The 14747-nt window shown below is 57.6% G+C and carries 14 protein-coding genes; 8 read left to right on the plus strand and 6 right to left on the minus strand.

Going from position 1 to position 14747, the window contains the following annotated elements; translation table 11 throughout:
• Positions 1-11: 11 nt before the first annotated feature.
• Positions 12-923, minus strand: a complete 912-nt coding sequence (locus tag C1N84_RS06670; protein ID WP_264442676.1) for a putrescine utilization regulator PtrR — start codon at positions 921-923, stop codon at positions 12-14.
• Between the two features lie 103 nt (positions 924-1026).
• Between C1N84_RS06670 and C1N84_RS06675 the strand changes: the two genes are divergently transcribed.
• The 7 genes from C1N84_RS06675 (at position 1027) to mglC (ending at position 9269) form a co-directional block, all read left to right on the plus strand.
• Positions 1027-2157, plus strand: coding sequence for an MFS transporter (locus C1N84_RS06675; protein ID WP_264442678.1), 1131 nt, complete (start codon positions 1027-1029; stop codon positions 2155-2157).
• 124 nt (positions 2158-2281) lie between these two features.
• Positions 2282-2947 carry a GTP cyclohydrolase I FolE gene (folE, locus tag C1N84_RS06680; protein WP_021509279.1) on the plus strand — a complete coding sequence of 222 codons (666 nt, stop codon included), beginning with the start codon at positions 2282-2284 and terminating at the stop codon, positions 2945-2947.
• 54 nt (positions 2948-3001) lie between these two features.
• A complete protein-coding gene (gene yeiB, locus C1N84_RS06685; RefSeq protein ID WP_159378523.1) occupies positions 3002-4162 on the plus strand; it encodes a DUF418 domain-containing protein YeiB in 1161 nt (386 codons plus the stop codon).
• A 141-nt stretch (positions 4163-4303) separates the two neighbouring features.
• On the plus strand, positions 4304-5344 hold the full coding sequence (galS, locus tag C1N84_RS06690) for an HTH-type transcriptional regulator GalS (protein ID WP_058757261.1): 1041 nt from the start codon (positions 4304-4306) through the stop codon (positions 5342-5344).
• A 308-nt stretch (positions 5345-5652) separates the two neighbouring features.
• On the plus strand, positions 5653-6648 hold the full coding sequence (gene mglB, locus C1N84_RS06695; RefSeq protein WP_021509282.1) for a galactose/glucose ABC transporter substrate-binding protein MglB: 996 nt from the start codon (positions 5653-5655) through the stop codon (positions 6646-6648).
• A gap of 71 nt (positions 6649-6719) precedes the next feature.
• Entirely contained in the window at positions 6720-8240 is a 1521-nt protein-coding gene (gene mglA, locus C1N84_RS06700) for a galactose/methyl galactoside ABC transporter ATP-binding protein MglA (RefSeq protein WP_021509283.1), read from the plus strand.
• Between the two features lie 18 nt (positions 8241-8258).
• A complete protein-coding gene (gene mglC / locus C1N84_RS06705) occupies positions 8259-9269 on the plus strand; it encodes a galactose/methyl galactoside ABC transporter permease MglC (protein ID WP_021509284.1) in 1011 nt (336 codons plus the stop codon).
• Between the two features lie 64 nt (positions 9270-9333).
• Here mglC and sanA read toward each other — a convergent pair whose 3' ends face one another.
• The 5 genes from sanA to C1N84_RS06730 all read right to left on the minus strand — a co-directional run bounded on the left by sanA (position 9334) and on the right by C1N84_RS06730 (position 14138).
• Positions 9334-10053 carry an outer membrane permeability protein SanA gene (gene sanA / locus C1N84_RS06710; protein ID WP_104093252.1) on the minus strand — a complete coding sequence of 240 codons (720 nt, stop codon included), beginning with the start codon at positions 10051-10053 and terminating at the stop codon, positions 9334-9336.
• Positions 10054-10192: 139 nt separating this feature from the next.
• Positions 10193-11890 (minus strand): NAD-dependent malic enzyme, encoded by a 1698-nt coding sequence (locus C1N84_RS06715; protein ID WP_058757262.1) that lies wholly within the window; start codon positions 11888-11890, stop codon positions 10193-10195.
• A gap of 158 nt (positions 11891-12048) precedes the next feature.
• Entirely contained in the window at positions 12049-12945 is an 897-nt protein-coding gene (cdd, locus tag C1N84_RS06720; protein WP_264442692.1) for a cytidine deaminase, read from the minus strand.
• A gap of 124 nt (positions 12946-13069) precedes the next feature.
• Positions 13070-13762, minus strand: coding sequence for a CidB/LrgB family autolysis modulator (locus tag C1N84_RS06725; protein WP_021509288.1), 693 nt, complete (start codon positions 13760-13762; stop codon positions 13070-13072).
• Positions 13755-14138 (minus strand): CidA/LrgA family protein, encoded by a 384-nt coding sequence (locus tag C1N84_RS06730; protein ID WP_264442695.1) that lies wholly within the window; start codon positions 14136-14138, stop codon positions 13755-13757. Before C1N84_RS06730 ends, C1N84_RS06725 begins: the two co-directional genes overlap by 8 nt.
• 151 nt (positions 14139-14289) lie before the next feature.
• Between C1N84_RS06730 and C1N84_RS06735 the strand changes: the two genes are divergently transcribed.
• Positions 14290-14637, plus strand: a complete 348-nt coding sequence (locus C1N84_RS06735; protein WP_104188493.1) for an endonuclease domain-containing protein — start codon at positions 14290-14292, stop codon at positions 14635-14637.
• The last annotated feature ends 110 nt before the right edge of the window (positions 14638-14747 follow it).

The following is a 14747-nucleotide window of genomic DNA, read 5'->3' on the forward strand; positions in this document are numbered from 1 at the left end:
AAAAATAACGCTTACTCAGCGGCCTGCAGCGGATGCAGCAGTTCATCGTTGAGCGGGCGGTCATCAAACATTTCAATAATCAGATACTTCAGCGCCTCAACGTTGGGCGTAAAGGCGTCGCGGCGCCACATCAGCCAGGTGGCCGTGTCGCGCCAGGTCGGCGGCAGGCTGTGCTGCTGCACGCGCGCGCGGGCCGGCATCTGCGCCAGCACCGAGGCGGGAATCATTGCCACGCCGCCGCCGCCGGCTACGCAGGCGACCATGGCGTGATAAGACTGAATCTCCATAACGCTGTGCGGTGCGCTCTGGCTGTCGCGATACCAGGACTCCAGCCGGGTGCGGTACGAGCAGCTGTTGCCAAAGGCAAACAGCGTATCGCCCTGCGTATCGCGGGCGCTGTGAATCGGCGCGTGTTCGAGGCTGGTGATTAGCACCATCTCTTCACGAAAGGCAATGCAGCCATTCAGATCGTCATGACTGGCCGGACCGTCCACCAGCGCCGCCGCCAGCGTGCCGGCACGCACTTTATCGATGATATCGCCTGAGGTGCCGGTCACCAGCGACAGCGCGACGTTGGGGAAGCGCTGATGGTAGGCGGCCAGCAATCCCGGCAGGCGAGTGGCGGCGGTGCTCTCCATCGAACCGAAGGCAAATTTACCACCGGGTTCACCGGCGCGCGCCATGTTCAGCGCCTCGTCGCTCAACGCCAGAATGCGCTGCGCATAATTGAGGAAATTGTGGCCCATCGGCGACAAACGAATGCGCTGCTTCTCACGAATAAACAGATCGACGCCGATTTCTTCTTCCAGCTGTCGCAGTCGCGTGGTGAGATTAGACGGCACGCGATGCAGCATTTCGGCGGCGCGCGCCAGTGAGCCGGTTTCGGCCACGGAACAGAACATGCGGAGCTGTACTAAATCCATATTCTCTTCTCGTAAACAACTTGGTTAATATTATTCACTTTTCGTGAGTCTAAACGTCATGCATGCTGCTGACAAGTGATAATCCAATCGATCCGGAGTCAGAATGGCGTGGCGAGTCGCGCTTAGCGCGTTTTTAAGTTTAGTGGTTGCAATGGGGATTGGGCGATTTGCGTTTACCCCGCAGGTGCCGCTGATGATTCACGACGGTCAGCTCACGCTCGCCAGCGCCAGCCTGGTCGCGGCGCTGAACTATCTCGGTTATCTGGCCGGATCGTTTGACGCGATGCGCGCGCAGCGGCGCGTGGAGTGGCGGCTGCAGCTGGGCGTCTGGGGTGCCGTCGCGCTGACGTTGCTGTCCGCCTGTATCAGCGGGCCGTGGCTGCATGCGGTGGTGCGTTTCCTGATCGGCGTCGCCAGCGGCTGGGCAATGGTGCTGGTGGCAGCATGGAGCAATGAGCAACTGCTGCATCACAGCCGGCCGGGCCTGTCGGCAGCGGTGTTTGCCGGTCCCGGCACCGGCATCTTCATCAGCGGCATGCTGGCGGTAATGCTGCACGCCAGCGGCGTGAGCGCGGCGTTTGCCTGGGCGGCGTACGGTGTGCTGGCGCTGCTGCTGATTGCCGCGATTGCGCGTTTCCTGCCGCGCAGCGGACAGCTGCATCGCCCGCAACAGGCCGCTGAGCCGCTGCTGCTGACGCGTGACCTGAAGCGTCTGATCCTCAGCTACAGCCTCGCCGGCTTTGGCTATATTCTGCCCGCCACCTTCCTGTCGCAAATGGCGGCGGCGCGCTTCCCTGATAGCGCTTTTGCGCAGTTTGTCTGGCCGGTGTTTGGCGGGGCGGCGGTGATCGGCATCGTGCTGGGGATCGTGACGCGCCAATGGGGCAGCAGCCATCGGCGGCTGGCGCTGGTGCTGTGGGCGCAGGCGCTGGGCGTAATCGCGGCCATCGTACTGCCGGGCATCAACGGTCTGCTGCTGGCGGCGCTGCTGATTGGCGGCGGCTTTCTCTGCGTGGTGCAGCTGTCGCTGCAGTACAGCCGGGAGCTGGCGCCGCACCACGCGCGCTATCTCGCCGGCCTGCTCACAACCGGTTATGCCATCGGACAGCTCGGTGGACCGCTGCTGTCCTGGATTTCCAGCCTGCTGTGGCACCGGCTCGATCCGGCGCTGTGGGTGGCCGGAGGCGGGTTGCTGCTGGCGGGGGCGCTGGTGATGCGGCGATCGCCCACCTGAAACGCTTTCATTTCCAATCGGATTGATTGCTGGATTAAGCGCGCGTTGTGTTTCACAATACGCGCTCAGAATTTCCCCCGCAGGCGCAGACCTGCGGGCGCATCACCTGCCGGAGAAGAGTACGATGAGCACCTTAAGTCAGGAAGCCGCCCTGGTTCACGAAGCACTGCTGGCGCGTGGCCTGGAAACGCCATTACGCGCCCCGGTGCGCGACATGGACGACGCGTCACGCAAGCGTGAGATCGCCGGCCACATGACCCAGATTATGCAGCTGCTGAATCTGGACCTGGAAGACGACAGCCTGATGGAGACGCCGCACCGCATCGCCAAGATGTACGTCGACGAAATCTTTTCAGGTCTGGATTACGCCAACTTCCCGAAAATCACCGTCATCGAAAACAAGATGAAGGTGGACGAAATGGTCACCGTGCGTGATATCACCCTGACCAGCACCTGTGAACACCACTTCGTGATCATCGACGGCAAAGCCACCGTGGCCTATATCCCTAAAGACAAGGTAATTGGCCTGTCGAAGATCAACCGTATCGTACAGTTCTTCGCCCAGCGTCCGCAGGTGCAGGAGCGTTTAACCCAGCAGGTGCTGGTGGCGCTGCAAACCCTGCTGGGCACCAATAACGTGGCGGTGTCGATCGATGCGGTGCACTACTGCGTGAAAGCGCGCGGCGTCAAAGATGCGACCAGCGCGACCACCACCACTTCACTCGGCGGATTGTTCAAATCGAGCCAGAACACGCGTCAGGAGTTTCTGCGCGCGGTACGCCACAGCTAAGCAGCGCGGGCGGCGTCGTTGTCGCCCGTGTTCCTCTCACCGTCAGGGCACTCGATGCAACGCTATCTCGCGCTGGATTTCATTCGTGGTTGCGCCATTCTCGGCATATTGCTGCTGAATATCGTCGGCTTTGGTCTGCCCTCGGCGGCCTATCTCAATCCGGCTTGGCAGGGTGAAGCCTCCGTTTCTGATGCCTGGACCTGGGCAATCATGGATGGTCTGGCGCAGCTAAAATTCCTGACGCTGTTTGCGCTGCTGTTTGGTGCCGGACTGGCCCTGCAGGTGCCGCGCGGCAGCCGCTGGATCTCCTCGCGCTTAACGCTGCTGGTCTTCATCGGGTTCATCCACGCGGTGTTCCTGTGGGAAGGCGACATCCTGCTGGATTATGGCCTGATTGGGTTGATTGTCTGGCGCATGCTGCGTGACGTGCCGTCGGAGCGGGCGCTATTACACACCGGCGTGCTGCTCTATCTGGTGGGCTGTGCCGTGCTGCTGGTGTTTGGCGTCATTTCCAGTCCGCAGCCGACGCGCTCATGGCTGCCGGGCGCGGCAGATCTGGAGTATGAGAGCTACTGGAAACTGGTCGGCGGCTGGGAAGCGGTGCAGAATCGCCTCGAACACCTGTCATCCGGCCTGATGGCGCTGGCTTCGCAGTATGGCTGGCAGCTGGCCGGGCTGATGCTGATCGGTGCCGCGCTGATGCGCAGCGGCTGGCTGAGCGGCCAGTTTAGTCTGCAACACTACCGACGCGCGGCGGCGCTGTTACTTACCATCGGCTGGCTGATTGCCATACCCGGCGTGCTGGCACAGTGGCTGCTACAGTGGGAATTTCGCTGGAGCGGCTTTTTCCTGCAGGTGCCACGCGATCTCGCCAGTCCGTTTATCAGCCTTGGCTATGCTGCACTCTGTCTCGGTTACTGGCCGGCCATCGCCGCCACGCGGATCAGTTACGCCATTCAGTGCGTCGGCCGCATGGCGCTGAGCAATTATCTGCTGCAGACGCTAATCTGCACCACGCTGTTCTACCGCTTCGATCTGTTCCTCAAATTTGACCGCCTGCAACTACTGGCTTTTGTACCGGCTATCTGGCTGGTCAATATTCTGTTCTCCGTGCTGTGGCTGCGCGTCTTCCCGCAGGGACCGATGGAGTGGCTCTGGCGCCGGCTGACGCAGCTCGCCGCCGGAAAAGCGGATAACGCGTCCGCCGGCAGATAATGATGTTCATCACAAAGGTTGCATAATTGTATGTAACCGTTTTCATCCGTGTGACGTAATTCACGCAGCTGTTTCCGATGCCCTGACAGAATAGCGCCGTTACGCGCCAGTCGCGCATTTTCTCCTCTGTGGAACAACTGCATGATAACGATTCGTGATGTCGCCCGTCAGGCCGGGGTTTCCGTTGCCACCGTGTCGCGGGTGCTCAATAACAGCAGTGCAGTCACCTCTGATACCCGCGAAGCCGTGCTGCAGGCGGTTGAATCGCTCGGCTACCGGCCGAATGCCAACGCGCAGGCGCTGGCTACCCAGGTGAGCGATACCATCGGCGTAGTGGTCATGGACGTTTCCGATCCCTTCTTTGGTGCGCTGGTTAAAGCGGTGGATACCGTGGCGCAGCGCATGCACAAGCATGTGCTCATCAGCAATTCGTGGCATCAGGAAGAGAAAGAACGTCATGCCATTGAGGTGCTGATCCGCCAGCGCTGCAACGCGCTGGTGGTGCACGCGAAAACGCTTACAGACGCGGAACTGGCGCAGTTTATGGATCAGGTTCCCGGTATGGTACTGATTAATCGTACTATTCCCGGTTACGAGCACCGCTGCGTCTGCCTCGACAATGTTACCGGGGCGCAGGTAGCGACGCGCATGCTGTTACAGCAGGGCCATCAGCGCATTGGTTACCTCAGCTCCAGCCATCCGATTGAGGACGTGGCTCAGCGCCGCGACGGCTGGCTGCAGGCACTGGCGGAGCAGGGCATCCGCCCGCCGGAGGGCTGGATTGCGCATGCCGAACCGGACATGCAGGGCGGTGAAGCCGCGATGGTGGAGCTGCTGGGGCGTAATCTGCACCTCACTGCGGTGTTCTCCTATAACGATGGCATGGCGGCCGGTGCACTCACCGCGCTGAAAGATAATGGTATTCAGGTACCGCAGCATTTCTCTGTCATCGGCTTCGATGACATTCCCATTTCCCGTTACACCGACCCGCAACTGACCACGGTGCGCTATCCCATTGTTTCTATGGCGAAACTGGCGACTGAGCTGGCCCTGCAGGGCGCAGCGGGCACGCTCGATCCGCACGCCGCGCACTGCTTCATGCCTACGCTGGTGCGGCGCCATTCGGTGGCGCAGCGGCAAATTGTGGAGTCGGTCACTAATTCAGGCGATAGCGCCGTGTAACCGTTTCCAATCTGTGATTGTATTCACAGTTAATTAACATGGCGCTCACTATGATGGCAGCGTCTTACCGGACTGAAACATTATGTAACGCCGGGCTTTCCTTCCCCGGTCTGGTTTCAGTAGCCGATTGAAATGGTTCACAACACACTTCAGGAAGCGTTTACCTACAGGGAAGTCAGGATAGCGATGGTGGTCCGGCTTGGTAGCAGCGCCTGCCCCATAAAAAATAGCGTTTCAACCGACTGCGCTGTCTGCCCGCAGGCAATACGGCGCGATGAAATACCCTGCATAAAAAAACCGGAGATACCATGAATAAGAAGGTTTTCACGCTCACAGCACTGGTTGCCAGCATGATGTTTGGTGCAACTGCGCACGCCGCCGATACCCGCATTGGCGTGACAATTTATAAATATGACGACAACTTCATGTCGATGGTGCGCAAGGACATCGAAAAAGAGGCGAAAGCCGTTGGCGGCATTCAGCTGCTGATGAACGACTCACAGAACGACCAATCCAAACAGAACGACCAGATTGACGTGCTGATGGCGAAAGGCGTGAAAGCGCTGGCCATCAACCTGGTGGATCCGGCTGCTGCGGCAGTGGTGATCGACAAAGCGCGCTCGAACGACGTGCCGGTGGTGTTCTTCAACAAAGAGCCTAACGCGAAAGTGCTGGCCAGCTACGACAAAGCTTACTATGTCGGTACCGACTCCAAAGAGTCCGGCATCAAGCAGGGTGAGCTGATCGAGAAACACTGGAAAGCCACGCCAGCCTGGGATCTGAACAAAGACGGTCAGATTCAGTTCGTGCTGCTGAAAGGTGAACCGGGCCATCCGGATGCCGAAGCGCGTACCAAATACGTTATCGAAACCCTGAACAAAGACGGCATCAAAACCCAGCAGCTGGCGATGGATACTGCAATGTGGGATACCGCGCAGGCGAAAGACAAAGTGGACGCCTGGCTGTCTGGCCCGAACGCCAACAAAATTGAAGTAATCATCGCGAACAACGATGCGATGGCGATGGGTGCGGTTGAAGCGCTGAAGGCGCACAACAAAACCAGCATTCCGGTGTTTGGTGTTGACGCCCTGCCAGAAGCGCTGGCGCTGGTGAAATCCGGTGCGATGGCCGGTACCGTGCTGAACGATGCGGAAAACCAGGCGAAAGCCACGCTGGACATTGCTAACAACCTGGCCAATGGCAAAGAGCCAACCGCAGGTACCAACTTCAAGATGGATGGCAAAGTAGTACGTGTACCGTACGTACCGGTTGATAAAGAAAACCTGTCGCAGTTTGTGAAGTAATTCGTCCCGGGCGCGGCTTTTCTGCCGCGCCTTATTGCATCTGACCAACGCTTTTTTTAGCCAGGTAAATTATGGCCAGTGAGAATCCGACCACACAGCGAGAATATCTGCTGGAGATGACGAATGTCTCGAAATCATTTCCAGGGGTGAAAGCCTTAGATAATGTGAATTTAAAAGTGCGGCCGCACTCCGTCCATGCCTTAATGGGTGAAAACGGCGCCGGTAAATCCACTTTATTAAAATGCCTGTTTGGGATTTATAAAAAGGATACGGGGAGCATCCTGTTTCAGGGTGAGGAAATAGATTACAAATCCTCCAAAGAGGCGCTGGAAAATGGCGTTTCAATGGTGCATCAGGAATTAAATCTGGTGCTGCAGCGCAACGTGATGGACAACATGTGGCTGGGGCGCTATCCGCGCAAAGGTCCGTTTGTCGATCAGGATAAAATGTATCGTGATACCAAAGCGATCTTTGATGAATTAGATATTGATATCGATCCGCGTGATAAAGTCGCGACGCTTTCGGTATCGCAAATGCAGATGATTGAAATCGCCAAGGCGTTTTCCTATGACGCGAAAATCGTCATTATGGATGAGCCCACGTCATCGCTGACCGAAAAAGAAGTTAACCACCTGTTCACCATTATCCGTAAGCTGAAAGATCGCGGCTGCGGTATTGTTTATATTTCGCATAAAATGGAAGAGATTTTCCAGCTGTGCGATGAGATCACCATTCTGCGTGACGGCCAGTGGATTGCCACTCAGCCGCTGGAAGGGCTGGACATGGACAAGATCATCGCCATGATGGTCGGCCGTTCACTCAACCAGCGCTTCCCGGACAAAACTAACGTGCCGGGTGAAGTGATTCTTGAGGTGCGCAATCTGACCTCGCTGCGCCAGCCATCGATCCGTGATATCTCGTTTGACCTGCACAAAGGCGAGATTCTCGGGATTGCCGGTCTGGTGGGCGCCAAGCGTACTGACATTGTGGAAACCTTATTTGGTATCCGTGAGAAGTCGGGCGGCACCATTAAACTGCACGGCAAAGCGATTAATAACCACAGCGCCAACGAGGCCATCAACCATGGTTTTGCGCTGGTGACGGAAGAGCGGCGTTCCACCGGGATTTATGCCTACCTGGATATTGGTTTTAACTCGCTCATTTCCAATATCAAGAAATATAAATCCAGTATGGGTCTGCTGGATAATAAACGCATGAAAAGCGATACCCAGTGGGTCATTGATGCCATGCGGGTGAAAACGCCCGGCCATCATACCCAAATTGGATCGCTCTCCGGCGGTAACCAGCAAAAAGTCATTATTGGTCGCTGGTTATTGACGCAGCCGGAAATACTGATGCTTGATGAACCGACGCGCGGTATTGACGTCGGCGCTAAATTCGAGATTTATCAGCTGATCTCGGAGCTGGCGAAAAAAGAAAAGGGCATCATTATTATCTCTTCTGAAATGCCAGAGCTGCTGGGCATTACCGACCGTATTTTGGTAATGAGTAATGGTCAGGTAGCGGGCATTGTCGATACTAAAACGACCTCGCAGAATGAAATCCTGCGTTTAGCGTCATTACACCTTTAATGAAGCAAGGGCTTTAACATGAAAGCGACTACTAAAAAGAATGCGCTAACCTGGTTAAAAGAGGGCGGCATTTATGTTGTCCTGTTGGTACTGCTGGCGATTATTATTTTCCAGGATCCGACCTTTTTAAGCCTGATGAACCTGAGTAACATTCTGACTCAGTCATCGGTCCGTATTATTATCGCACTCGGCGTAGCCGGTCTGATCGTGACCCAGGGCACCGACCTGTCGGCAGGGCGCCAGGTGGGTCTGGCGGCGGTGGTGGCGGCAACGCTGCTGCAGTCGATGGATAACGCCAACAAGGTGTTCCCGCATCTGGAAACCGTGCCGATTCCGCTGGTGATTCTGACCGTGTGCATCATCGGTGGCGTGATTGGTCTGGTTAACGGCGTGATCATCGCTTACCTGAAGGTGACGCCGTTTATCACCACGCTGGGCACCATGATCATCGTTTACGGCATCAACTCGCTGTACTACGACTTCGTGGGCGCTTCACCGATTGCCGGATTTGACGCTGGCTTCTCGAAGTTTGCCCAGGGCTTCCTGCGCTTCGGCGACTTCAAGCTGTCGTTCATCACCTTCTATGCGATTATCGCCATCGTGTTCGTCTGGATCCTGTGGAACAAAACCCGCTTCGGCAAAAACATCTTTGCTATCGGCGGTAACCCGGAAGCGGCGAAAGTCTCTGGCGTTAACGTTCCGCTTAACCTGATCCTGGTGTATGCGCTGTCCGGCGTGTTCTATGCCTTCGGCGGGATGCTGGAAGCGGGCCGTATCGGCAGCGCCACTAACAACCTCGGCTTTATGTATGAGCTGGATGCGATTGCGGCCTGCGTGGTGGGCGGCGTGTCGTTCGCCGGTGGGGTAGGTACCGTCGCGGGTGTGGTGACCGGTGTGATCATCTTCACCGTCATCAACTACGGTCTGACCTACATCGGCGTGAACCCGTACTGGCAGTACATCATCAAGGGCGGCATCATCATCTTCGCCGTGGCGCTTGATTCACTGAAATACGCACGTAAGAAATAGCAGAGAACAAGTTTAACCATCAGGGCTGCGGCAACGCGGCCCTTTTTGTTTTGTTTCGCTTCTGCTATTTCCGCAGCTTCTCTTCCAGCTCAAGCAACTGTTCCGGTGTGACCGCCGGGTAGCTCTGCGCATCTTCCGGCACTTCATGCACCGCCGGAATCGGCACCAGCGGGCCAAGGAAACGCGGCTCACGCTTCATCAGATAGAGATCCGCCAGCGCACCGAGGCGCGCACCCACCTCGCGGAACCGCACCGACAGCATATTTTTGGGCGACGGCACGGCGTAGCACTGCGCCTGAATGCCAAGATGCTGGGCGATATACAGCGCGCGTTCGCAGTGGAAGCGCTGGGTAATGATGATGAAGTCGTTGGTGTCGAAGACTTTGCGTGTGCGCACAATCGAATCCAGCGTACGGAAACCGGCATAATCCAGCACGATGTCCGAGGGATCGACGCCGGCTTTGATCAAATCGCGTCGCATGGTCATCGGCTCGTTGTAGCTCTGCAGCGCATTATCGCCGCTCAGCAGCAGATAATTCACCTTGCCGCTGTTGTAAGCGTTGAGCGCGCCCTGAATGCGATACAGGTAATACTGATTGATGACGCCGGTGCGGTAATACTTGGCGGTGCCCAGCACCACGCCGACCTGGCGATGCGGCAGCGAAGCGACATCTTCATAAATAAACGGCGCGGTTCGCCAGCTAATCCAGCGATCGAGGCCGAGCGCGGTCGCCATCACCAGTAAGATGATGATAAACAGACCAAAGAAAACGCGTTTAAGTATGCGCACGGGCACTCGGTTGACGAAAATTCAGATGGGTCAAGGCTACTTGAGGCGGCACGGCTAAGCAAGTTCGCGCCGGTCGGCTGGCGTTTTTTTAAGCGCTGCCGCACCTGAAGCGTGCGGCAGCGTCGGTCGGCAATTAAATCGAGGTACGGCGGTAGTGACGATACTGCGGCAGCCAGAAGTTGTTGTTGATGGCTTTCGACAGCACGTCCTCGGAGGTGACCACCGCCACGCCCGCCAGCTGCGCCGCTTTGCCCACTTCCATGGCGATAACTTTGGAGACGCCCTGGATGTCCTTAATCTCTGGCAGTACCGGGCCTTCACCGTCGTTAACCAGCGGTGAGCAGTCAGCCAGCGCGCGGCTGGCGGTCATCAGCATCGAATCTGTTACGCGGGTGGCGCCGGCAGCGATCACGCCGAGACCGATGCCCGGGAAGATATAGGAGTTGTTGCACTGGGCAATCGGGTAGGTTTTGCCTTTCCAGGTGACCGGTGCAAACGGGCTGCCGGTGGCGACCAGCGCGTCACCGTCGGTCCAGGCGATGATATCTGCCGGGGTCGCTTCCACACGTGAGGTCGGGTTCGAGAGCGGCATCACGATCGGGCGTTTGCAGTGCTTGTGCATCTCGCGAATGATCTCTTCGGTGAACAGTCCCGGCTGGCCGGAAACGCCGATCAGGATATCCGGCTGGGCATTACGCACCACGTCGAGCAGTGAGATCGAATCGCTGGTGACATCCCAGTCTTTCAGATTGTCGCTCTTCTGCACCAGTTTGCTCTGGAAATCGAGCAGGTTAGGCAATTTGTCAGTGAGCAGGCCGAAACGGTCTACCATCATCACGCGCGCGCGCGCTTCATCATCGCTCAGGCCTTCGGATTTCATCTGTGCGACGATCTGCTCGGCAATACCGCAGCCGGCGGAACCGGCACCGAGGAACACCACTTTCTGCTCGCACAGACGGCTGCCTGCGGCGCGGCTGGCGGCGATCAGCGTGCCCACCGTGACAGCGGCCGTGCCCTGAATATCATCATTGAAGCAGCAGATCTCATCGCGGTAACGCTCCAGTAGCGGCATGGCGTTTTTCTGCGCGAAATCTTCAAACTGCAGCAGCACGTTTGGCCAGCGGCGCTTCACCGCCTGAATGAATTCATCAACGAAGGCTTCATACTCTTCGCCGGTGATGCGCGGATGGCGCCAGCCCATGTAGAGCGGATCGTTCAGCAGTTGCTGATTATTGGTGCCGACATCCAGCACCACCGGCAGGGTGTAGGCCGGGCTGATGCCACCGCACGCGGTGTACAGCGACAGCTTGCCGATAGGAATGCCCATGCCGCCAATGCCCAGGTCGCCGAGGCCGAGAATACGCTCGCCGTCGGTGACCACGATGACTTTGACATTCTGCTTGGTGGCGTTTTGCAGCATGTCTTCAATGCGGTCGCGGTTGTTGTAGGAGATAAACACCCCGCGCGCGCGACGGTAAATTTCAGAGAAGTGCTCGCACGCCGCGCCAACCGTTGGGGTGTAGATGATCGGCATCATCTCTTCCAGGTGGTTGTCCAGCAGGCGATAGAATAGCGTTTCGTTGGTGTCCTGGATGTTGCGCAGGTAGACGTGCTTGTCGTTATTGTTTTTGAAGTCCAGGAACTGACGCCAGGCGCGCTCGGCCTGCTCTTCGATGGTTTCTACGGCGTCTGGCAGCAGGCCATTGAGGTTAAATTCGTTACGTTCTTCCAGCGAGAAGGCGCTGCCTTTGTTCAACAGCGGAAATTCCAGCAGGATCGGACCCGCGTAAGGAATATACAGCGGACGTTTACTTTCGTACTCGAGTTCCATGCAGTGTTTGCTCCGGTTGCAGTGTTTTCTGACGTGTCGCCAGCAAGAAGGTAACGCCAGACCCGTTTATTGTGAAGTTCTGGCGCCCGATCCTATGAAAATTCCTGCAGATGTACAGCTTTTGTTAATAGAAGGTCACAAAAGCGGTAAAAGGATCACTAAACTGTTGGTTTCGAAACTAAAGTAACTGAGAAATTGCTGCAGCCGAGCGCGGCGAGGGTGGTGCGGGTGGCATCAAACTGGCTCAGCGTGGCGTCGGCGCTTTCTGCCAGCACTGCCTGCTGAATCTCTTCCAGCGCTTCGTTGTGCATGTTCATCAGAATCAGCGCGGCCTGTAATGGCGGCAGGCTCGGGTTAAAGGCGGCATTTTCGGCATAGCGCCCGGTGTAAATCTGGCCGCTGCGGCTCTGCAACGCCACGCCGCTATAACTCTGGCTATAAGGTGCATGGCTGCGGCTGGCGGCATCAATCGCGGCCTGCTGCAGCGCATCGCCCTGCGGCAGGAAACCGTGGTCGACCGGCGTCAGCAGCCGTTCGCTGATATTGAGATCGGCCGGGCCAAAGGCATCCGGTAAATAGTCGGCCAGCGTGCTGACCGCGCGGCCCGGCAGGCTGATGCGAATCGCCGTACCGCTATTCAGTTCATTCATAAACTGGCGGCAGTGCCCGCACGGCGTGTAGTTGACGGTAATGGTCGCCAGCTGCGCTTCGCCCCGCAGCCAGGCATGCGTGACTGCGCTCTGCTCGGCGTGGACCGTTTGCTGCAGCGGCGCATGTAAAAACTCCATGTTGGCACCGAAATACCAGTGGCCACTGATGCCGCGCGCAATAGCGCCCACGTTAAAGTGCGAAACCGGTGCCACGGCACAACAGGCGGCAATCGGCAGCAGTGCGAGTGCCAGCGCATCATCATCCAGACCGGTTGCCTGTTGCAGCTGAGCCACTTCCTGCGGTCGCAGCACGCCATGAAAATCAGCAGCGTCCAGCAGCGGCTGAAGCGCGCTCTGCAGCGCAGCGGGCAGGGCAGAGAAAGCGGAAGTGAATCGTGCATGCATGATGTTATGGCCTCATTAACTCGTCAGCGGCGGAGCGCCGCCTCAAGGTTTATATGTGATCCATGTCGCTATGACAATGCAAGCTGATTGGCTTGTTTCAACTTTGCGAGATCTCTCGCAAGTTTTACCCCAGTAAGCGCATCAGCAAAGGAAAAATGAAAGGCGCCAGTAACGAGGTGATGATGCCGCAGATTACCAGCGCCAGTGAACTGAAGGCGCCTTCCTGATAGTCAATCTCCGCGGCGCGCGCTGTGCCGAGCGCATGTGACGCGTTGCCAATCGCCAGCCCGCGTGATGACTTGCTGCGCACTTTAAACAGATTCAGCAGCATGTGACCAAACACCGCGCCCAGCACGCCAGCAATCAATACACAAATGGCGCTGATGGCGGGAATACCGTGTAGCGAGCCCGACACTGCCATGGCGATGGGCGTGGTCACCGACTTCGGCAGGATGGTGGCTGCGATTTCCGGCGTCGCCCCCATCCACAGCGCGATCGCCGTGCCGGACACCATGGCGGTAATGCTGCCGATAAAACAGACGCTGATGATGGTTTTCCAGCGCGCGCGAATCTGGTGCATTTGCTCATACAACGGCAGCGCCAGCGCCACCACGGCGGGCTGTAGCAGCTGATTAAGCAGCGCGCTGCCAGCAAAATAGCGCGCGTAGGGCAGGTGCGTCAGCAGCAGCAGTGGAATAATGATCGCCATGGCCACCAGCAGCGGATTGACGATGGAGAGGTTGATTCTGGCTGCCAGACGGCGTGCCAGCAGATACGCCACCACAGTAAGCGGCAGTGACCACCAGGCGTCACTCATGGCCGGACTCCTTCGGACGCTGCAGGCGCTCGGCGCTCAGGCCGACAATCAGCAACACCAGCAGGGTGCTGACCATACAGGAGACGACAATCGGGCCAAACTGTGCGCTGAGGATATCGGTGTAGCCCATCACGCCAACGCTGATCGGCACAAACAGCAGCGCCATGTAGCGGATCAATAGCTGACAGCCGGGTTTCACCCACGTTACCGGGATAATCTGCAGCGCCAGCAGGGTAAACAGTAACAGCATGCCAAGGATGCTGCCGGGAATGGTAAATGGCAGCAGGGCAGCAAGGCCGTTGCCGGCGTACAGCGCGGCATAGACGATGGCAAAGGCGCGCAGATAGCGCCAGCAGGCAGATAGCACGGTGGGCATGTCAGGCTCCTGTTTTCGTGGCGCTTCATCATACGCATTAAGCGCTTAGCGTGCTAGCGATCACACTGGAATGCAGATTCAGGATTTCAACACCTTTGCTTTGAAGCTGCGCAAAGCGGCGTAAGCTGGTGGGCAGAGCGAAGGAGCAGCGATGAACCACACCGTGCAACCGCAGCGCGCGCTGCGAAAGGCGATGCCGCAAGCGGAGCAAAAACTATGGCGCTATTTACGCAACCGAAATGTGTGTGGCGCGAAGTTTCGCCGCCAGCATCCAGTAGGAGGGTACATCGTTGATTTTGCCTGCGTTGAGCAATCGCTGATCGTGGAACTGGATGGTGGACAGCACAATGCGCCTGAAGATCAGGCTTACGATGCCCGGCGCACGGCGTATTTACAGCGCTGCGGCTGGCGCGTAATTCGTTTCTGGAATCACCAGGTGTTTAATGAATTTGAGGCGGTAATGGCGGAGATTTATCGCTGTCTGATGTTGGCGCGATAAGCGCGGTGCGGTTTTCCCCTCACCCCAGCCCTCTCCCGCAGGCGGGAGAGGGTTAGGGTGAGGGCCAGCGCGCACCAACCCTTACTACACCGGCATAGCCGGCTGGGCAC

Source organism: Pantoea sp. SGAir0418, from assembly GCF_043529865.1.

Coding starts and splice junctions, on each gene's coding strand:
- yeiB (WP_159378523.1), top strand. CDS start 3,002: ATGCAACGCTATCTCGCGCTGGATTTCATTCGTGGTTGCGCCATTCTC.
- mglB (WP_021509282.1), top strand. CDS start 5,653: ATGAATAAGAAGGTTTTCACGCTCACAGCACTGGTTGCCAGCATGATG.
- cdd (WP_264442692.1), bottom strand. CDS start 12,945: ATGCATGCACGATTCACTTCCGCTTTCTCTGCCCTGCCCGCTGCGCTG.
- C1N84_RS06730 (WP_264442695.1), bottom strand. CDS start 14,138: ATGCCCACCGTGCTATCTGCCTGCTGGCGCTATCTGCGCGCCTTTGCC.
- folE (WP_021509279.1), top strand. CDS start 2,282: ATGAGCACCTTAAGTCAGGAAGCCGCCCTGGTTCACGAAGCACTGCTG.
- C1N84_RS06735 (WP_104188493.1), top strand. CDS start 14,290: ATGAACCACACCGTGCAACCGCAGCGCGCGCTGCGAAAGGCGATGCCG.
- C1N84_RS06675 (WP_264442678.1), top strand. CDS start 1,027: ATGGCGTGGCGAGTCGCGCTTAGCGCGTTTTTAAGTTTAGTGGTTGCA.
- mglA (WP_021509283.1), top strand. CDS start 6,720: ATGGCCAGTGAGAATCCGACCACACAGCGAGAATATCTGCTGGAGATG.
- C1N84_RS06715 (WP_058757262.1), bottom strand. CDS start 11,890: ATGGAACTCGAGTACGAAAGTAAACGTCCGCTGTATATTCCTTACGCG.
- mglC (WP_021509284.1), top strand. CDS start 8,259: ATGAAAGCGACTACTAAAAAGAATGCGCTAACCTGGTTAAAAGAGGGC.
- C1N84_RS06725 (WP_021509288.1), bottom strand. CDS start 13,762: ATGAGTGACGCCTGGTGGTCACTGCCGCTTACTGTGGTGGCGTATCTG.
- galS (WP_058757261.1), top strand. CDS start 4,304: ATGATAACGATTCGTGATGTCGCCCGTCAGGCCGGGGTTTCCGTTGCC.
- C1N84_RS06670 (WP_264442676.1), bottom strand. CDS start 923: ATGGATTTAGTACAGCTCCGCATGTTCTGTTCCGTGGCCGAAACCGGC.